The 18,469-nt window shown below is 70.6% G+C and carries 16 protein-coding genes and 1 pseudogene; 12 read left to right on the plus strand and 5 right to left on the minus strand.

Going from position 1 to position 18,469, the window contains the following annotated elements:
* Positions 1-92: 92 nt before the first annotated feature.
* Together ABZ714_RS24185 and ABZ714_RS24190 are read right to left on the minus strand one after the other, a co-directional pair.
* Positions 93-749: pseudogene (locus ABZ714_RS24185) on the minus strand (response regulator transcription factor); the annotation flags it as partial.
* Between the two features lie 9 nt (positions 750-758).
* A complete protein-coding gene (locus ABZ714_RS24190) occupies positions 759-1,667 on the minus strand; it encodes a PD-(D/E)XK nuclease family protein (protein ID WP_358827404.1) in 909 nt (302 codons plus the stop codon).
* Positions 1,668-1,822: 155 nt separating this feature from the next.
* Between ABZ714_RS24190 and ABZ714_RS24195 the strand changes: the two genes are divergently transcribed.
* The 3 genes from ABZ714_RS24195 (at position 1,823) to ABZ714_RS24205 (ending at position 5,048) form a co-directional block, all read left to right on the plus strand.
* Positions 1,823-3,079: a site-2 protease family protein gene (locus ABZ714_RS24195; protein WP_358827405.1), complete on the plus strand. Its 1,257-nt coding sequence runs from the start codon at positions 1,823-1,825 to the stop codon at positions 3,077-3,079.
* A 259-nt stretch (positions 3,080-3,338) separates the two neighbouring features.
* Positions 3,339-4,247, plus strand: coding sequence for a tRNA (adenine-N1)-methyltransferase (locus ABZ714_RS24200; RefSeq protein WP_358827406.1), 909 nt, complete (start codon positions 3,339-3,341; stop codon positions 4,245-4,247).
* 198 nt (positions 4,248-4,445) lie between these two features.
* On the plus strand, positions 4,446-5,048 hold the full coding sequence (locus ABZ714_RS24205) for a hypothetical protein (protein WP_358827407.1): 603 nt from the start codon (positions 4,446-4,448) through the stop codon (positions 5,046-5,048).
* A gap of 43 nt (positions 5,049-5,091) precedes the next feature.
* Here ABZ714_RS24205 and ABZ714_RS24210 read toward each other — a convergent pair whose 3' ends face one another.
* Entirely contained in the window at positions 5,092-5,403 is a 312-nt protein-coding gene (locus tag ABZ714_RS24210) for a ferredoxin (protein ID WP_358827408.1), read from the minus strand.
* A gap of 266 nt (positions 5,404-5,669) precedes the next feature.
* Between ABZ714_RS24210 and arc the strand changes: the two genes are divergently transcribed.
* The 5 genes from arc (at position 5,670) to prcA (ending at position 11,460) form a co-directional block, all read left to right on the plus strand.
* Positions 5,670-7,436, plus strand: coding sequence for a proteasome ATPase (arc, locus tag ABZ714_RS24215; protein WP_358827409.1), 1,767 nt, complete (start codon positions 5,670-5,672; stop codon positions 7,434-7,436).
* A 236-nt stretch (positions 7,437-7,672) separates the two neighbouring features.
* A complete protein-coding gene (gene dop / locus ABZ714_RS24220; RefSeq protein ID WP_358827410.1) occupies positions 7,673-9,184 on the plus strand; it encodes a depupylase/deamidase Dop in 1,512 nt (503 codons plus the stop codon).
* Positions 9,185-9,401: 217 nt separating this feature from the next.
* Positions 9,402-9,620 (plus strand): ubiquitin-like protein Pup, encoded by a 219-nt coding sequence (locus ABZ714_RS24225; RefSeq protein WP_358827411.1) that lies wholly within the window; start codon positions 9,402-9,404, stop codon positions 9,618-9,620.
* Between the two features lie 168 nt (positions 9,621-9,788).
* A complete protein-coding gene (gene prcB, locus ABZ714_RS24230) occupies positions 9,789-10,634 on the plus strand; it encodes a proteasome subunit beta (protein ID WP_358827412.1) in 846 nt (281 codons plus the stop codon).
* 58 nt (positions 10,635-10,692) lie between these two features.
* Positions 10,693-11,460 carry a proteasome subunit alpha gene (gene prcA, locus ABZ714_RS24235; RefSeq protein WP_358827413.1) on the plus strand — a complete coding sequence of 256 codons (768 nt, stop codon included), beginning with the start codon at positions 10,693-10,695 and terminating at the stop codon, positions 11,458-11,460.
* Positions 11,461-11,547: 87 nt separating this feature from the next.
* On the opposite strand, the gene ABZ714_RS24240 is transcribed toward prcA, so the two are convergent.
* Positions 11,548-12,639: a hypothetical protein gene (locus tag ABZ714_RS24240; RefSeq protein WP_358827414.1), complete on the minus strand. Its 1,092-nt coding sequence runs from the start codon at positions 12,637-12,639 to the stop codon at positions 11,548-11,550.
* 111 nt (positions 12,640-12,750) lie between these two features.
* Positions 12,751-13,803, minus strand: a complete 1,053-nt coding sequence (locus ABZ714_RS24245) for a LacI family DNA-binding transcriptional regulator (RefSeq protein ID WP_358827415.1) — start codon at positions 13,801-13,803, stop codon at positions 12,751-12,753.
* 172 nt (positions 13,804-13,975) lie between these two features.
* Here ABZ714_RS24245 and ABZ714_RS24250 point away from each other — a divergent pair, with 172 nt between their 5' ends.
* The 4 genes from ABZ714_RS24250 to ABZ714_RS24265 all read left to right on the plus strand — a co-directional run bounded on the left by ABZ714_RS24250 (position 13,976) and on the right by ABZ714_RS24265 (position 18,224).
* Positions 13,976-15,313: an MFS transporter gene (locus tag ABZ714_RS24250; RefSeq protein WP_358827416.1), complete on the plus strand. Its 1,338-nt coding sequence runs from the start codon at positions 13,976-13,978 to the stop codon at positions 15,311-15,313.
* Positions 15,314-15,322: 9 nt separating this feature from the next.
* Positions 15,323-16,684: a Pup--protein ligase gene (pafA, locus tag ABZ714_RS24255; RefSeq protein WP_358827417.1), complete on the plus strand. Its 1,362-nt coding sequence runs from the start codon at positions 15,323-15,325 to the stop codon at positions 16,682-16,684.
* Between the two features lie 161 nt (positions 16,685-16,845).
* Complete coding sequence (locus ABZ714_RS24260) at positions 16,846-17,808, plus strand: FKBP-type peptidyl-prolyl cis-trans isomerase (RefSeq protein WP_358827418.1); 963 nt, start codon at positions 16,846-16,848, stop codon at positions 17,806-17,808.
* A 44-nt stretch (positions 17,809-17,852) separates the two neighbouring features.
* On the plus strand, positions 17,853-18,224 hold the full coding sequence (locus ABZ714_RS24265; RefSeq protein ID WP_358827419.1) for an FKBP-type peptidyl-prolyl cis-trans isomerase: 372 nt from the start codon (positions 17,853-17,855) through the stop codon (positions 18,222-18,224).
* The last annotated feature ends 245 nt before the right edge of the window (positions 18,225-18,469 follow it).

Raw genomic sequence — 18,469 nt, forward strand, 5'->3', positions numbered from 1 at the left:
TCCGGGGGCGACGGGCAGTTTGAGGTGCCAGCCCGCGTCGTCGCCGCCGGTACGGCGCCGCAGGGTGATGGCCGCGGCGGCCAGCCGCAGGTCCGCACCAGGCCGCTCTCGTACGCGTACACCGCCGCCTGGACCCGGTCCCGCAGCCCCAGCTTCGTCAGCACATGGCCCACATGGGTCTTCACCGTCGTCTCACTGACGAACAGATCCGCCGCGATCTCCGCGTTCGACAAGCCCCGCGCCACCAGCTTCAACACCTCGACCTCGCGGTCCGTCAGCGTATGCAGCGTGTCCGGCACCGGCTCGTCACCCGACGGCAGATGCCCCGCGTACTTGTCCAGCAACCGCCGGGTGATACTCGGCGCCAGCATCGCCTCACCCGCCGCGACCACCCGGATCGCCTGCACCAGCTCATTCGCCGGGGCGTCCTTCAGCAGAAAACCGCTCGCCCCCGCCCGCAGTGCCTCCACCACGTACTCGTCGAGATCGAACGTCGTCAGCACCAGCACCTTCGCCGGACCGTCCCGACCCGGGCCGGTGATCTGCCGGGTCGCCTCCACCCCGTCCATCCGGGGCATCCGGATGTCCATCAACACCACATCGGGCTGAAGCGCCCGCACCTGGTCGAGCGCCTGAAGACCGTCCCCGGCCTCACCGACGACCGCGATGTCCTGCTCCGCCTCGAGAATCATCCGAAAGCCGGTACGCAGCAGCGGCTGATCGTCGACCAGCAGAACGCGGATTGCCACAGGAACTCCTCACACTCGGTCGGGGCCCATTCTGCCCTGACCGTCCCCGGCGGGCTCCGCCGGGGAAACGCTCAGCGGATACACCGGGGGAGTCCCGCCGAACTCCGGACAGTGCGCCTGATGGTCGCACCAGCCGCACAGCTTCGTCGGCCGCGGCCGCCACTCACCCGTCTCGGTGGCCAGCCGGATCGCCTCCCACAACGCCAGCAGCTTCCGCTCCACCCGCTCCAGATCCGCCGGCACCGGATCGTAGGTGATCACATCACCACTCCCCAGATACACCAGCTGAAGCCGGCGCGGCACCACCCTCCGCAACCGCCACACCACCAGCGCGTAGAACTTCATCTGGAACAGCGCGCCCTCCGCGTACTCCGGACGCGGCGCCTTCCCCGTCTTGTAATCGACGATCCGCACCTCACCCGTCGGCGCCACATCCACCCGGTCGATCACCCCGCGCAACCGCAGCCCCGAATCCAGCTCCGCCTCGACGAACAGCTCCCGCTCCGCCGGCTCCAACCGCGTCGGATCCTCCAGCCCGAACCACCGCTCCACCAGCGACTCCGCCTCACCCAGCCAGCGCGCGAGCCGCTCACCGCCCTCGTCGTCGGCGAACAGCCCAGCCAGCTCCGGACGACCCTCCAGCAGCCGCTCCCACTGCCCCGGAACCAGCCCCCGCGCCCGCGGAACCGTACGCTCCGCCGCCGGGGCGTCGAAAAGCCGCTCCAGCACCGCATGCACCAGCGTCCCCCGGGTGGCCGCCGCACTCGGCTTCTCCGGCAGCCGGTCGATCACCCGGAACCGGTACAACAAAGGACACTGCATGAAGTCACTCGCCCGCGACGGCGACAGCGACGTCGGCGGCGACACGGACACCGCGGTGCCCGGGCTCTCCCCGGAAGTGGCCTGACTCGTACTCATGACTCAGACCCTACGGCCCGCCACTGACAGCGAGCGCAATACCATCGACGTCACAGGACCGGGCACTGCATGATCGAAGCATTCACGCATCGAATCGTCGAGCGAGAGATGATCGAAGCAGAGGTCCACCGGCGACCTCGCGACGAAGGGACCCCGTGAACGACCACGACCCGACGAACGGCTCGGGCCACGAGCGCTCACGCGCCGCGTCCGGCGGCCACGGCACACCCCCGGAGCCCGACGACACCAAGCGCAAGCGGCCCGACGGCCCCGGCGGCGGCATCCTCATGGGCCGCCCCTTCGGCGTGCCCGTCTACGTCGCCCCCAGCTGGTTCCTCGTCGCCGCACTGATCACCTGGGTCTTCGGCGACCAGCTCAACCGCGTCCTGCCCGAGCTGGGCGGCCTCAACTACCTGGTCTCCCTCTTCTTCGCCGTCGCGTTCTACGCCTCCGTCCTCGTCCACGAACTGGCCCACACCGTCGCCGCCCTCCACTACAAACTTCCCGTCCGGCGCATCCAGCTCCAGTTCTTCGGCGGCTCCTCCGAAATCGAGAAGGAATCCGAGAACCCCGGCCGGGAATTCGTCATCGCCGTCGTCGGACCCCTGCTCTCCCTCGTCCTCGCCGGCGTCTTCTACCTCGGCATGAGGGCCGTCGAACCCGGCACCGTACCCGGCGTCCTGCTCGCCGGACTGATGATCTCCAACCTCATCGTGGCGATCTTCAACCTGCTCCCCGGCCTCCCCCTCGACGGCGGCCGGATGCTCCGCGCCGTCGTCTGGAAGATCACCGGCAAGCCCATGAGCGGCACCGTCGCCGCCGCCTGGGTCGGCCGCGCCCTCGCCGTCGCCGTCCTCATCGGCCTCCCCCTCTTCACCCACTCCGGCGCCCTCGGCACCCCCGGCCAGGAAATCGGCGGCATGCAGTCCGTCACCGACGCCCTGCTCGCCGCCATCCTCGCCGCCATCATCTGGACCGGCGCCGGAAACAGCCTGCGCACCGCCCGGCTCCGGGAACACCTCCCCGACCTCGCCGCCCGCACCCTCACCCGCCGGGCCGTCCCCGTCGAAGCCGACACCCCGCTCTCCGAAGCGCTCCGCCGCGCCAACGAAGCCGGAGCCCGCGCCCTCGTCGTCGTCGACGGCCAAGGCGAACCCACCGCCCTCGTCCGCGAAGCCGCGATCGTCGGCGTACCCCAGCACCGCCGGCCCTGGGTCACCGTCGGCGGCCTCGCCCAGCCCCTCACCGACGGCATGCGGATGCCCGCCGACCTCGTCGGCGAATCCCTCCTCGAACACCTCCGGACCACCCCCGCCACCGAATACCTCGTCGTCGAGGACACCGGCGAGATCTACGGCGTCCTCTCCACCGCCGACGTCGAACGCGCCTTCGTCGCCGCCATGACCAAATAGTTTGTGGCTCGGTTCGCCTCCGGGGCGCTTGAGCCGTGTTCTTCAGTCGATCGTGCTCGGCCGCTCGTTCCTCGCGGCCCGCGCGCGTTCTCCCTCCAGAACACGGCGCGCCCCTTCGGCTCACTCGCCCTCTCCAGAGTGAGGCACCCCGGGGCACGCGGCTTGAGATGGGCCGCGGCCCTTCGGCGTGCTCGCCCGGGGGCGATCATGGTGTCGGGGGGTGGTTAGAGGGTCTGTTCGGGGCCGGTACGCTGGGGACATGTCCGAACCGACCGGTGCCGCCCGCCGTCGCGGGCCCTTCAAGGTCGGGGACCAGGTCCAGCTCACCGACCCCAAGGGACGCCACTACACCTTCACGCTCGAAGCCGGGAAGAACTTCCACACCCACAAGGGTTCCTTCCCGCACGACGAGCTGATCGGTGCTCCCGAGGGCAGTGTTGTCCGTACCACGGGGAACGTCGCCTACCTCGCGCTGCGCCCCCTGCTCCCCGATTACGTCCTGTCCATGCCCCGCGGCGCCGCCGTGGTCTACCCCAAGGACGCGGGGCAGATCCTGGCCTTCGCCGACATCTTCGCCGGCGCCCGCGTCGTCGAGGCGGGTGTGGGCTCGGGCTCGCTCAGCGCGTTCCTGCTCCGCGCCATCGGGGACACCGGCATGCTGCACTCGTACGAGCGCCGCGCCGACTTCGCCGACATCGCCCGGCAGAACGTCGAGCGCTACTTCGGCGGACCCCACCCCGCCTGGCAGCTCACCGTCGGTGACCTTCAGGACAACCTCTCGGACACCGACGTCGACCGGGTCATCCTGGACATGCTCGCGCCGTGGGAGTGCCTGGAGGCCGTCTCCAAGGCGCTCGTCCCCGGCGGCATCCTCTGCTGCTACGTCGCCACCACCACCCAGCTCGCCCGGACCGTCGAGGCCATCCGGGAGATCGGCTCCTTCGCCGAGCCGCAGCCCTGGGAGTCGATGATCCGCAACTGGCACGTCGAGGGACTCGCCGTCCGGCCCGATCACCGGATGATCGGACACACCGGCTTCCTCGTCACCGCCCGGCGGCTCGCCGACGGCGTCGAACCCCCCATGCGCCGCCGCAGGCCCGCCAAGGGCGCCTACGGCGAGGACTACACCGGCTGGGGCGGCAAGGACGGCGCGGCCGACAAGGGCTGACCGCCACCGCAACGACCCGGCGCCGCCGCCGGGTTCCCCCGCCACAGGGGGAACCCGGCGGCGGCGCCCATGTGTTGGCCCCCGCCGTTCCCCGCCTCTGTGACGTATGGCACGATCGGGCTCCACCCCGGCCGCCCCTCCCGCCGCACCACCCGTGCCGACCCCGCGTCGGCTCAGCCGCCACAGGAGACCTCACGCGTGCAGAACTCGGAGCTGCCCGACCTCGCGCACACCCGCACCCGTCCCCTGCACTGGGTCGCCACCGCGACCGCGATGGCCGCCGTGATCGCCCTGGCGGGGCTGCTCCAGCCGGATGATGCCACGGCCACCGCCACCGCCCCCTCCGGCCGGGAATCCGGCGCCGGACCCGGGCGGACCGCACCGGACCCCGCGGCCGTACGGCTGCCGCTGGAATGCGGGACCGCGGCGAGCACGGTGACCCGGAAGGCGGTCGGCGACCTCGACGGCGACGGCGGACCCGAAACGATCGTCGCCGGACGGTGCGCCGCGGGTTCGGGAACGCCTCCGGAGGGCATCTATGTCCTGGCGAGGACACGGGACGGCGGGCCCCGGGTCGTCGCGACCCTCGTCACGCCCGCCGACCGGCTGACCGTCGGCGACCTCGCCGTCACCGGCCGGGCCGTGACGGCGACCCTCTACGGCTACTCGAAGCCCGAGGTCCCCGTCTGCTGCCCCGACCGGAAGGAGCGCGTCAGCTGGCGCTGGGACGGGGCGAAATTCCTCCGTACCGCCGAGAACGCCGAAGGCGGCACCGGCGGCCCGGACACCACGGCGCTCTGAAGCCCCGGCCGGACGGCCGCGGGCGCGGAGCGTGCCGCGGCCGTCACTCCGCGTCGGGGCCGTAGACCTCGACGCTGTCCGAAACCCGGCGTACGTGAATACAGTCGCCCGGGCACTCCCGCGCCGAGTCCACCACGTCCCGCAGCAGCGGCAGCGGTACCGGAGTCGTCGCCCCCGGAGCCTGCAACAGCTCGTCCTCGGCGCTCTTCACATAGGCGAGACCGTCGATGTCCAGCTCGAAGACGTCCGGGGCGTACTGGGCGCAGATCCCGTCGCCGGTGCAGAGGTCCTGGTCGATCCAGACCTCCAGAGCCTCGGCTGCGTCGGGGGACGGGCCCTCGTGCTGCACGGTCATGTCTCCTGCCGTTCCTGCGTCGGGTGAAGCATCCGATGGGGCGGTCCGCGAGCAAGTCGCGCCAGCCCTGACGGGTGTTGAACACCCCCGACGATACAACCGCCCGCTTTCGGAACGGGCTGGGTGGGTATCCCCCTGGCGTGAGGGAGAGCGCAAGGGTGAAGATCGGACACGCCCCGACCGTCTTTGTGATCTAGGGGTTTCAATCACCACCCGCCCAGGTAGGGTCAGGAAGCGTCCAGCTCCCCTTGGAGGAGGTGAGGACCGTGGCAGCCCACGACGACGACATCAACCGCGGCATCCGGCCCGGGCGGGGGTCTGAGGACCCAGCCGGCCAGGTCGCCTATCTCGAGCAGGAAATCGCCGTCCTGCGCCGCAAGCTCGCCGACTCTCCGCGGCACACGAGGATTCTCGAAGAGCGGATCGTCGAGCTGCAGACGAATCTGGCCGGAGTGTCCGCGCAGAACGAACGGCTCGCGAATACGCTCCGTGAGGCCCGCGACCAGATCGTGGCCCTCAAGGAAGAGGTCGACCGGCTCGCCCAGCCACCGGCCGGCTTCGGTGTCTATCTCCAGTCCAACGACGACGGAACCTGCGACATCTTCACCGGGGGCCGCAAGCTCCGGGTGAACGTCAGTCCCAGCGTCGAGCTCGACGAGCTCCGACGCGGCCAGGAGGTCATGCTCAACGAGGCGCTCAACGTGGTCGAGGCCATGGCCTTCGAGCGCGCCGGCGACATCGTCACCCTCAAGGAGATCCTGGAGGACGGCGAGCGCGCCCTGGTGGTCGGGCACACCGACGAGGAGCGGGTGGTGCGGCTCGCCGAGCCGCTGCTGGACGCCACCATCCGCCCCGGCGACGCCCTGCTGCTGGAGCCGCGCTCCGGCTACGTGTACGAGGTCGTGCCCAAGAGCGAGGTCGAGGAGCTGGTCCTCGAAGAGGTCCCGGACGTCGACTACAACCGGATCGGCGGCCTCGGCGGCCAGATCGAGATGATCCGGGACGCGGTCGAGCTGCCGTATCTCCACCCCGACCTCTTCAAGGAGCACGAACTCCGCCCGCCGAAGGGCATTCTGCTCTACGGTCCGCCCGGCTGCGGCAAGACACTGATCGCCAAGGCCGTCGCCAATTCCCTTGCCAAGAAGGTCGCCGAGGTGACCGGGCAGCCCGCGGGGAAGAGCTACTTCCTCAATATCAAGGGCCCCGAGCTGCTCAACAAGTACGTCGGCGAGACCGAGCGGCATATCCGTCTGGTCTTCCAGCGGGCCAGGGAGAAGGCGTCCGAGGGCACCCCCGTGATCGTCTTCTTCGACGAGATGGAGTCCCTGTTCCGCACCCGCGGCTCCGGGGTCAGCTCCGACGTCGAGAACACCATCGTCCCCCAGCTCCTCGCCGAGATCGACGGCGTCGAGGGCCTGGAGAACGTGATCGTGATCGGCGCCTCCAACCGCGAGGACATGATCGACCCCGCGATCCTGCGCCCCGGCCGGCTCGATGTGAAGATCAAGATCGAGCGTCCGGACGCCGAGGCGGCGAAGGACATCTTCGCCAAGTACCTCACGCCGACGCTGCCGCTCCACGCGGACGACGTCGCCGAGCACAACGGCTCCAAGGAGGCCGCCGCCCTGGCGATGATCCAGTCCGTGGTCGAGCAGATGTACGCGGAGTCGGAGGAGAACCGCTTCCTCGAGGTCACCTATGCCAACGGTGACAAGGAAGTCCTCTACTTCAAGGACTTCAACTCCGGCGCGATGATCCAGAACATCGTCGACCGGGCCAAGAAGATGGCCATCAAGGCGTTCCTCGACCACGACCAGAAGGGTCTGCGGGTCGCCCACCTCCTCCAGGCGTGCGTGGACGAGTTCAAGGAGAACGAGGACCTGCCCAACACCACCAACCCGGACGACTGGGCCCGGATCTCCGGAAAGAAGGGCGAACGGATCGTGTTCATCCGGACGCTCGTCACCGGAAAGCAGGGCGCGGACACCGGACGCTCGATCGACACGGTGGCCAACACCGGTCAGTACCTGTGACGGCGGACACCGGCTGCGGATGCCCGGGCCGGGCATCCGCAGCCGGTGTCTTTTCCGGCCGTCCGGCCACTTCCAGCAATGACGAAAACGATCTCCCCGCCGGCGCGGCGGCCCTCTAGGCTCGTCGGTACCGCCGCGTCGCGCCGTGCGGGGCCGGGCACCGCACGCGCACCGGAGCACCAGCGGTACTTGAGCGCCGTTCCCGGCCGGGAACGGCGCCGGGCAAGGAGGACCGCATGACCGTACGGCGAGTAATGGGCATCGAGACGGAGTACGGAATCTCCGTCCCCGGGCATCCGAACGCCAATGCCATGCTCACCTCGTCCCAGATCGTCAACGCCTACGCGGCGGCGATGCACCGGGCGCGCCGCGCCCGCTGGGACTTCGAGGAGGAGAATCCGCTGCGGGACGCCCGGGGCTTCGATCTCGCCCGCGAGGTCGCCGACTCCAGCCAGCTCACCGACGAGGACATCGGGCTGGCCAATGTGATCCTCACCAACGGCGCCCGGCTCTATGTCGACCACGCCCATCCCGAGTACAGCTCGCCCGAGGTCACCAACCCCCGGGACGCGGTGCTGTGGGACAAGGCGGGGGAGCGGATCATGGCCGCCGCCGCGGAGCGCGCCGCCCGCCTGCCCGGTGCCCAGCCCATTCATCTCTACAAGAACAACACCGACAACAAGGGCGCCTCCTACGGCACCCACGAGAACTATCTGATGAAGCGGGAGACCCCCTTCTCGGACATCGTGCGCCATCTGACGCCGTTCTTCGTCTGCCGCCAGGTGGTCACCGGCGCCGGGCGGGTCGGGATCGGCCAGGACGGCCACGACCACGGCTTCCAGATCAGTCAGCGGGCGGACTACTTCGAGGTCGAGGTGGGTCTGGAGACCACCCTCAAGCGCCCCATCATCAATACCCGGGACGAGCCGCACTCGGACGCCGAGAAGTACCGCAGGCTCCATGTGATCATCGGCGACGCCAATCTCTCGGAGATTTCCACCTATCTCAAGCTGGGCACCACGGCACTGGTGCTCTCCATGATCGAGGACGGCTTCATCACCGTCGATCTGGCGGTGGAGCAGCCGGTCCGCACGCTGCACCAGGTCTCGCACGATCCGGATCTGAAGCGGCTGATCACGCTCCGCAGCGGCCGGACGCTCACCGCGGTCCAGCTCCAGATGGAGTACTACGAGCTGGCCAGGAAGTACGTCGACGAGCGGTTCGGCGCGGACGCCGACGAGCAGACCAAGGACGTGCTGATCCGCTGGGAGGACACCCTCAACCGGCTGGAGAACGATCCGATGAGCCTCGCCGGTGAACTGGACTGGGTGGCGAAGAAGGAGCTGATGGAGGGCTACCGCCGCCGGGACGGCCTCGGCTGGGACGCGGCCCGGCTCCATCTGGTGGACCTCCAGTACGCCGACGTACGGCCCGAGAAGGGGCTGTACAACCGGCTGGCGGCCCGCGGCCGGATGAAACGGCTGCTGGCCGAGGAGGACGTGGTACGGGCCCAGAGCAAGCCGCCCGAGGACACCCGGGCCTACTTCCGGGGCCGCTGTCTGGAGCAGTACGCGGACGACGTGGCCGCGGCGAGCTGGGATTCGGTCATCTTCGACCTGCCCGGCCGGGACTCCCTCCAGCGGGTCCCCACCCTGGAGCCGCTGCGGGGCACCCGCGCCCACGTCAAGGACCTGCTGGACCGCTGCCGTACGGCGGAGGACCTGGTCAGGGTGTTGTCCGGCGGCTGATCCCGCGGCCCCGGACAGGGGTGAAGACGGCCGGCCCGGGCATCATCACGGGAACGGTGGATCACGGAAGGACAGCGGGACACGGAATGACAGTGGAGGCCCCCCGGCGTTGAGAAAGTGCGGGGCCGTTGTCGGACGCTCCTTGTAGTGTCTGGGTAGCGTCCGATCATGAACCGGACCGGACTCACGTCAGGGCTAACCGAGCGGGGTGAGGGACATGGCGACCAAGGACACCGGCGGCGGACAGCAGAAGGCCACGCGTTCCACGGAGGAGGTCGAGGAGCAGACCCAGGACGCGCAGGCGTCCGAGGAGCTCCGGGAGCGTCAGGAGAAGCTCTCCGACGACGTCGACTCCGTCCTGGACGAGATCGACGACGTGCTGGAGGAGAACGCGGAGGACTTCGTCCGGTCCTTCGTGCAGAAGGGCGGCGAGTAGCCACTCGGCTCCCCCGGGAGCGCCGGACGTCCGCCCCCTGCCCCCGCCCCCGGCGAAATCGGGGCACCGGGGCGGATGACCGGTCACCGCGCGGGTAAGGTCCGTGCACAGTTCGTAAGATCGGCCCGCGCTCCCGAGCCGGGCCGCCGCCTACCCGGAAGGAATCGCGTGGAAGCCAATTCGCGTAGCACCGGGCGTCTGCCGGCAGCCTTCCTGACGCCCGGCTCGTCGTCGTTCATGGATTTCCTCGGCGAGCACTCCCCGGAGCTGCTGCCGGGCAACCGGGCGCTGCCCGTGGTGAAGGGGACCTTCGAGGCCCCGCACGGCACCACGATCGTCGCGGTCACGTTCGCGGGCGGTGTGGTGATCGCCGGTGACCGGCGGGCCACCATGGGCAACATGATCTCGCAGCGAGACATGGAGAAGGTCTTCCCGGCCGACGAGTACTCGGCCGTGGGCATCGCGGGCACCGCCGGGCTCGCGGTGGAGATGGTCAAGCTCTTCCAGCTGGAGCTGGAACACTTCGAGAAGGTCGAGGGCGCGCAGCTCTCCCTGGAGGGCAAGGCCAACCGGCTCTCCACCATGATCCGCGGCAATCTCGGCATGGCGATGCAGGGCCTGGCCGTGGTGCCGCTCTTCGCCGGGTACGACGTCGACCGCGGCCGCGGCCGGATCTTCTCGTACGACGTCACCGGCGGGCGCTTCGAGGAGCAGGGCTTCACGGCCACCGGCTCCGGCTCCGTCTTCGCCCGCGGCTCGCTGAAGAAGCTCTACCGCGACGACCTGACGCAGGAACAGGCCGTCACCCTGGTCGTCCAGGCGCTCTACGACGCCGCGGACGACGACTCGGCGACCGGCGGCCCGGACGTGGCGCGCCGGATCTATCCGATCGTCGTGGTCATCACCGACGAGGGCGCCAACCGTCTGACCGGGGAGCAGTCCTCGGAGGTGGCCCACTCGGTCGTGCAGCACCGGCTGGAGCAGCCGGACGGTCCCCGCGCCGCGCTGCTGTGATGCCCCCCTACCTGACAAGACTTCTGGCAGAATTTTGGAAAGAAGGGTCGGATAGCCGGTGACGACACCGTTCTACGTCTCGCCCGCCCAGGCCATGCAGGACCGGGCGGAATACGCCCGTAAGGGCATCGCCCGCGGCCGCAGCCTCGTCGTGCTGCAGTATGCCGACGGCATCGTTTTCGTCGGGGAGAATCCGTCCCGCGCGCTGCACAAATTCAGTGAGATCTACGACCGCATCGGATTCGCGGCGGCCGGGAAGTACAACGAGTACGAGAATCTGCGGATCGGCGGGGTGCGCTATGCCGATCTGCGCGGTTACACCTATGACCGCGACGATGTGACCGCCCGCGGACTGGCGAATGTCTACGCCCAGACCCTGGGCACCATCTTCTCCAGCCAGGCGGAGAAGCCGTACGAGGTGGAGCTGGTGGTCGCCGAGGTCGGCGACACCGCCGACGGCGACCAGATCTACCGGCTGCCGCACGACGGCTCGATCGTGGACGAGCACGGTTCGGTCGCGGTCGGCGGCAACGCCGAGCAGATCAGTACCTATCTGGACCAGCGGCACGACGACGGGATGTCCCTGTCGGCGGCGTTGAGACTGGCGGTCCAGGCGCTCTCCAACCAGACCAACGGCAATGAGCGGGAGATTCCCGCGGACCGGCTGGAGGTCGCGGTCCTCGACCGCACCCGCCCCCAGAAGCGGAAGTTCAAGCGCATCGTGGGCGGCCAGCTGGCCCGGCTGCTGGACGAAGAGGGGGCCGGGACCGAGGCGGCGACGGCCGAGGCCGACGCCGAGGAGTCCGGCGAGGGCTCCGAGACGTAACAGCCCGGTCCTCCCGGGGTGTCCCGCCGCTGGTGGGGCACCCCGGGCGGCCGGTCTGTGGCCGGTTCACGGCTGGTTTGTGGCCCGTCAGCCGCCGGCCGGCAGCGACCAGCGGTGGAAGCCCCGTACGCCCTCGGTCAGCCAGGTGCCGTCGCCGAGCGGGGTGACCGGGCCCGGTGGTTCCGGATAGCGCATCCGGCCCAGCGGGCGCAGGGTGGCCGTATCGCAGAGCCAGTGCCGGGGCGAGGGACGGCGGCCCGGGGGCTGGTGCCGGGCCGTGACCAGGACGTGCCGGGCGTCCAGCAGATGCGCGTCCTCGAACACCGCCTCGCTCTCCCGCTCGTCGGCCCCCTCCCCGGGGTCCGGTTCCGGTCCGGTGAGGGCCGCCAGGTCGTACAGGGCCACCGGTTCGTCGGTACCGATGGTGTGGGCGGCCAGTTCGTCCCGGTCGTCGCCGGGCGCGAGCCGCTCCGCGCGGCGCAGGGTCAGGGCCCGGAACGAGCCGGGGACGAAGCCGACGACCTCCCGCATCCGGGCGCTGCCGCGCAGATGGAGGCCGTCGCGGCGGGGCGCCACCCACCAGGTCGACCAGGAGTACCAGGCGGTCCAGCAGGAGAGGGCGAGCAGCCGTCCGCCGGGGTGCCAGCGCTGGGTGACCACGGAGGCGCAGCTGTTCACCGGGCGGCTGGCCCGGATGCGGCCGTTGGCCGCCTCCACCAGCAGCAGCACGTCCCGGCCGTACCGCAGCCGGGTCCGCTCGTCCCGGAAGAGCACCTGATGGCCCGGCTCCTCGGCCAGCGCCGGGACGACCACACCGACCAGCGCGCCGTCCGGGCTGACCGACGGGACACCGGGTGCCCTGGGGGTGCCGAGGCCGCCCCGCCACGGCGGGTGCGGCAGTTCCCAGCGGGTGGCGCCGTCGCCGCCGACGGCCCGTACCCGGTCGGGTTCGGCGAGTACGGCGCCGTCGTCCAGGGGCGCGGCGGGCGTCTCGGCCGGGACCTCCACACGGTGCAGCGGTTCCCCACCGCCGAGGAAGGCCCCGGAGCCGTAGACCTCCAGCCGGTCCTCGCGCCGTACCGAGAGCCGTTCGCCCGGTTCCGGCAGGACCGGGCCCGGCGCGGTGGCCACCGTCCCGGCCGGGACGGCGTCGATGGATGTCTCCGCCGGGCTCGTCATGATCGTGATCGTGGCATGCGCCCGTCCGGCCCTCAAGGGCCGGACGGCCTCCGCAACCGGGTGGACACGGAGCTGAGACACGATCGTACGGATCCGGTACGAACCCGGTGCTCAGCGCCCCGGCGGCGGGGCGGTGGAGCCCCGGGTGACCAGCCGGACCGGGAGGTCGCCGACCGGGGGCGCCCCGCCGTCGATGGCGGCGATCAGGGCCGTCATCCCGCGCTCGCCGACCCGTTCGGCGGGCAGCGCCACGGTGGTCAGTTCCGGTTCCAGGGCCGTGGCCAGGGTCAGATCGTCGAAGCCGGTGACCGAGACGTGGTCGGGAACCCGCAGCCCCCGGCGCCGTACGGCCTTGCAGGCACCGGCGGCGATCATGTCGCTGTCGCAGATGATCGCGGTCGGCAGCGGATCCGGGCCGCCGAGGGCCGTCTCGGCCGCCGCGCGGGCCGGTGCCACCGCCAGGTCCGTACGCACGGTCCGGACCGAGGCCCCGGGGGCGGCGGCCAGGGTCTCGGCCAGGGCCCGGGCCCGGACGTCGAAGGTCCAGGATCGTACCGAGGCGGCCAGATGGAGGAACCGGCGGTGGCCGAGTGCGAGCAGATGCCCGGCGACCCGGCGCATCCCGTCCGCGATGTCGACATTGATCTGGGCCGCCGCGGTGTTGTCGGCGGGATCGCTGTCCAGCATCACCAGCGGCAGTCCGGAGGAGTGCAGCGCGCCCAGGACCTCGGTCGCCATCGACGAGGCGATCACCCCGTCGAGGGCGGCCCGGGCGGAGCCGAAGGGGTCCCTGGCCCGCTCGTGGACATCGGGGGCGGGGTAGACGACCACGCCGAAGCCGCGTTCGGCGGCGACCGACGCGGCACCGGTGTAGACCCGGGCGAAGAACTCGTTGGTGAGGGCCGGGACCACCAGCAGCGCCGTCCGGGTCCGGCCGAGCCGGAGGTTGCGGGCCGCGAGATTGGGGCGGTAGCCGAGTTCCCGCGCCGCGTCGCGGACCGCGTCGGCGGTCCGCTCCGAGACCCGGCCGCGCCACTTGCCGCCGAGAACCAGGGAGACCGTCGCCTGGGAGACCCCGGCGGCCCGCGCGACGTCCCGGCTGGTGGGCCGGGGTACGGCGATACCGGAGGGGGTGGCGGTGCGGTCGGCCCGGCCGTCTGCCATGGGTGCCTTTCTCGGGGCGTGGTGGAGCGCCCTCAACATAGCGCCGCCGCCCCGGGGACCCCGTTCGGGGGCGGTGTCCCGGAAGCGCCGTAGACCCCCGAACCCGGGTCGTGATACGTATGACGCCTTCAGTTATACGTAACACTCCGCCGGGCGGAGGGGAAGGGGTGCCATGGGCGCGGGGGGCGGGACCACCGAAGTCACCGAGGCCGGCAAGACCACCGGCTACGCGGAGGTGCTCAGGGTGCCGTACGCGGCACGGCTGCTCACCGGGACGCTGATCGGGCGGCTGCCCCATGCGACCGGGCCGGTCGCCGTGGTGCTCTTCACCCGGGCGGAGGGCGGCGGATACAGCCTCGCGGGGGCGCTCGCCGCGGTTTACGGCCTCACCACGGCCGTCGGACAGCCCCTGCTGGGCCGGGCCGTCGACCTCTACGGACAGCCCCGGGTGCAACTGCCCGCGGCCGTCGTCTCCGCGCTCGGGATGGTGCTGCTGGCGGTGGCCGGGATCGGCGTGCTCCCGGTCGCCTTCGCCGCGGTCGCGGTGGCCGGACTCTTCACCCCGCCGCTGGAGGGCGGGCTGAGGGCGCTCTGGCCGAGCGTGCTGAAGCGGGAGGACCAGGTCCACCGGGCGTACGCGCTGGACGCGGTGGCCCAGGAGATCATGTTCACGGTGGGGCCGCTGCTGGTCACCCTGCTCGTCGCGGTCCACTCCGAGGCCGCGGCACTGGTCGTGATCAATGTGCTGGGCGTGCTGGGCGCCCTGGCGGTCGTGGCCAGCGAGCCCTCCCGCACCTGGCGGTCCGCGCCCCGCGAGGCGCACTGGCTGGGCGCCCTGCGCTCCCCGGGCCTGCTGGCGCTCTTCGGCTCCTTCTTCTTCGTCGGACTCGCCCTCGGCTCGATCACCGTCGCCGGGGTCTCCTACGCCGACGACCACGGCCGGGACGAGATCTACGGCTGGCTGCTCGCGGCCCTGAGCCTCGGCGCGCTGGTCGGCGGCGCGGGGTACGGCGCCCGGCAGTGGGCCGGTCCGCCCGAGACCCGGCTCCGGGCGATCGTCGCCCTGCTGGCGCTCGGCTATCTCCCGCTGGCGCTCACCCCGGGACCGCTGCCGATGCTGGCACTCGCCGCGCTCTCCGGGCTCTTCCTCGCCCCGGCGCTCGCCTGCTCCTTCGTCGTGGTGGACCGGCACGCCCCGAGGGGGACCGTGACGGAGGCGTTCTCCTGGCTGGTGACCGCCTTCGGGGTGGGGGCGGCGGCCGGAACCGCCGTCACCGGGCCGGTGGTGGACGGCGCGGGAACCGCGTGGAGCTTCACCGTGGCCGGGTTCGGCGGAGTGGCCGCCCTGCTGGTCCTGACGGCGACCAGGGGAGTGCTGACGGCGCCGGTGTCCCGGGCGGTCCCGGTACCGGATCCCGGGGGTCCGGGCGCCGCCGGGCGACCGGGCTCCGGGGAAAATGATCGCAACGGGGCGGCCGAACCCGGTTTCAGCTCCGGGCGTGAGGCGTAATGTTCAGACATGGACCGCCGCATTTTCGGGCTGGAGAACGAGTACGGCGTCACGTGCACATTCAGGGGACAGCGCCGGCTGTCGCCTGACGAAGTGGCGCGCTACCTCTTCCGCCGTGTCGTGTCATGGGGCCGCAGCAGCAATGTCTTCCTGCGGAACGGCGCCCGCCTCTACCTCGACGTGGGATCGCATCCGGAATACGCGACACCGGAATGCGACAACGTGACCGAACTGGTCACGCACGACAAGGCGGGCGAGCGCATTCTCGAAGGTCTGCTCGTCGACGCGGAACGCCGCCTGCACGAGGAGGGGATCGCGGGCGACGTCTATCTCTTCAAGAACAACACCGATTCGGCGGGAAACTCCTACGGCTGCCACGAGAACTATCTGGTCGCCCGGCACGGGGAGTTCTCCCGGCTCGCGGACATCCTGATCCCGTTCCTGGTCACCCGTCAGCTGCTGTGCGGCGCGGGCAAGGTGCTGCAGACCCCGCGCGGCGCGGTCTACTGCGTCAGCCAGCGCGCCGAACACATCTGGGAGGGCGTCAGCTCCGCCACCACCCGCTCGCGCCCGATCATCAACACCCGGGACGAGCCGCACGCCGACGCCGAGCGCTACCGCAGGCTCCATGTGATCGTCGGCGACTCCAACATGTCCGAGACGACGATGCTCCTCAAGGTCGGCGCGACGGACCTGGTGCTCCGCATGATCGAGGCGGGCACGGTGATGCGCGATCTGACCCTGGAGAACCCGATCCGGGCGATCCGCGAGGTCAGCCATGACATCACCGGCCAGCGGAAGGTCCGGCTCGCCAGTGGCCGCGAGGCGTCGGCACTGGAGGTGCAGCGGGAGTACTACGAGAAGGCCGTCGACTTCGTGGACCGGCGAGGTATCCGGACCGGCACCGTCGAGCAGGTGCTCGAACTGTGGGGCCGGACCCTCGACGCGATCGACGCCCAGGACCTGGACCGGATCTCCACCGAGATCGACTGGGTCATGAAGTACCAGCTGATCGAGCAGTACCGGGCCAAGCACCAGATGACCATGTCGCACCCCAGGGTCGCCCAGATAGATCTCGCCTACCACGACATCCACCGCCGCCGGGGGCTCTACTACCTGCTGGAGCGCAAGGGGCGGGCGGCCCGGATCTGCAACGACCTCAAGATCTTCGAGGGCAAGTCGGTGCCCCCGCAGACCACCCGGGCGCGGCTGCGCGGCGACTTCATCCGGCGGGCGCAGGAGCAGCGCCGCGACTTCACCGTGGACTGGGTGCATCTCAAGCTGAACGACCAGGCGCAGCGGACCGTGCTCTGCAAGGACCCGTTCCGTTCGGTGGACGACCGGGTGGAGAAGCTGATCGCCGGAATGTGACCGGTGGGCCGCCGCGGCGGCCATGTCGGCGACGACGTGTTCCGCGTCCCACCAAAAGGTGGAACGCGGCTCGGGCCCCGTACGTTCTTCGTGCGGGGCCCGTGGCACGCCCTAGAGTGTCGGGGACCCTTCACCATGACCATCTGAGATCTGAGGAACACGTGCGTCGACCTGCCGCCCTCCGGGCCGTGACCGGCCTCCTCGTCGTCCCCGCGCTCCTGCTGTCGACAGCGGCGTGCGGCAGCGACGACGACAAGGGCTCCGACTCCATCTCGTCCAAGGGGGGACTGCCCGCGATCACGGCCGGGACGAAGTTCGGGGAGAAGCCCACCCTCGCCAAGGGAGAGGGCGCGCCGCCCAAGGAGCTGAAGATCGAGGTCATCAGCGCCGGTACGGGGGCCACCCTGAAGAAGGGCGACCACGCGCAGATCGACTACTACGGCCAGGAGTGGGACGAGACCAAGCCGTTCGACGCCAGCTTCGGCAAGGGTCAGCTCTTCCCGGTCAACATCGGCGGCGGCGGAGTCATCGAGGGCTGGCAGAAGGCGCTCGACGGCCAGAAGATCGGCAGCAGGCTGGAGGTGTCCATCCCGCCGAACCTGGCGTACGGCGACACCGCGCGCGGCGAGATCAAGGCCAACGCCACCCTGGTCTTCGTCATGGACATCGTCAAGGGCACCAGCATTCCGGCCGCCGCCAAGGGCGTGGAGGTCCCGCAGCGGGACGCCGCCCTGCCGAAGGTCGGGGTGAACACGGACGGCAAGGCGCCCTCGGTGACCTTCCCGAAGTCGGCCGCCGCGCCGAAGAAGCTGGTCTCGGAGTATGTGATCGAGGGCACGGGCCCGGCGGTTACCGCCAAGGACGACATCGTCGTGAAGTACGACGCGTTCCTGTGGGACGGCGGCCAGAACTTCGGCGGCACGTTCGGGAACGACATGACCGAGACGCTCAGCCTCGCCAACCTTCAGGTCAAGGGCCTCAAGGACGGTCCGGTCGGCAAGAAGGTCGGCAGCCGGGTGCTGCTCGTCCTCCCGCCCGACCAGGCGTTCGGCGACCAGGAGCAGCAGGGCATCCCGAAGAACTCGACCCTGGTCTTCGTGATGGACATCCTGGCGAAGGTGTAACACTGTCCCGGTTGCCCGTTCATCATTCGAGGAGCAAGTAGACCGTGAGCATCGAGAAGCCCGAGATCGACTTCCCGGGCGGCGAGCCGCCGAAGGACCTGGAGATCAAGGAGATCTGGGAAGGCGACGGCGCCGAGGCCAAGGCCGGGAACTTCGTCAGCGTCCACTATGTGGGTGTGGCCTTCTCCACCGGTGAGGAGTTCGACGCCTCCTGGAACCGTAACCAGGCGTTCCAGTTCCAGCTGGGTGCCGGTCAGGTCATCGCCGGCTGGGACCAGGGTGTCCAGGGCATGAAGGTCGGCGGTCGTCGTCAGCTCACCATCCCGGCCCACCTCGCCTACGGCGACCGGGGCGCGGGCGGCCGGATCAAGCCGGGCGAGACGCTGATCTTCGTCGTGGACCTGCTCGGAGTCTGAGCAGGCCCGGACACCGGGTCGGCCCGGAGTCGGCGGAACTGACCGAGGGTCCGCGCCCCCGCGGGGCGCGGACCCTCGGCCGTTCCCGGGCCCGTCGCGGTCCCGGCGCCCCGCACCCGCCGCCCGCCCGCGGCTCGCCCCGAACACGCCGTTCCGGTACGGCTCCCGGTGGTTGTCCACAGCCCCGTCGGCCCGGCTTTCACCTTGGCGCCCCGGGACGGTACGGTCATCGAGCGGAAACGCTG

This window comes from Streptomyces sp. NPDC006798 (genome assembly GCF_040635975.1).
Taxonomy (GTDB): Bacteria; Actinomycetota; Actinomycetes; order Streptomycetales; family Streptomycetaceae; genus Streptomyces.

Excerpts from the sequence above, each read along its gene's own strand:
- ABZ714_RS24190 (WP_358827404.1), bottom strand. The coding sequence starts at position 1,667 with ATGAGTACGAGTCAGGCCACTTCCGGGGAGAGCCCGGGCACCGCGGTG.
- ABZ714_RS24200 (WP_358827406.1), top strand. The coding sequence starts at position 3,339 with ATGTCCGAACCGACCGGTGCCGCCCGCCGTCGCGGGCCCTTCAAGGTC.
- ABZ714_RS24210 (WP_358827408.1), bottom strand. The coding sequence starts at position 5,403 with ATGACCGTGCAGCACGAGGGCCCGTCCCCCGACGCAGCCGAGGCTCTG.
- dop (WP_358827410.1), top strand. The coding sequence starts at position 7,673 with ATGACCGTACGGCGAGTAATGGGCATCGAGACGGAGTACGGAATCTCC.
- ABZ714_RS24225 (WP_358827411.1), top strand. The coding sequence starts at position 9,402 with ATGGCGACCAAGGACACCGGCGGCGGACAGCAGAAGGCCACGCGTTCC.
- ABZ714_RS24240 (WP_358827414.1), bottom strand. The coding sequence starts at position 12,639 with ATGACGAGCCCGGCGGAGACATCCATCGACGCCGTCCCGGCCGGGACG.
- ABZ714_RS24245 (WP_358827415.1), bottom strand. The coding sequence starts at position 13,803 with ATGGCAGACGGCCGGGCCGACCGCACCGCCACCCCCTCCGGTATCGCC.
- ABZ714_RS24250 (WP_358827416.1), top strand. The coding sequence starts at position 13,976 with ATGGGCGCGGGGGGCGGGACCACCGAAGTCACCGAGGCCGGCAAGACC.
- pafA (WP_358827417.1), top strand. The coding sequence starts at position 15,323 with ATGGACCGCCGCATTTTCGGGCTGGAGAACGAGTACGGCGTCACGTGC.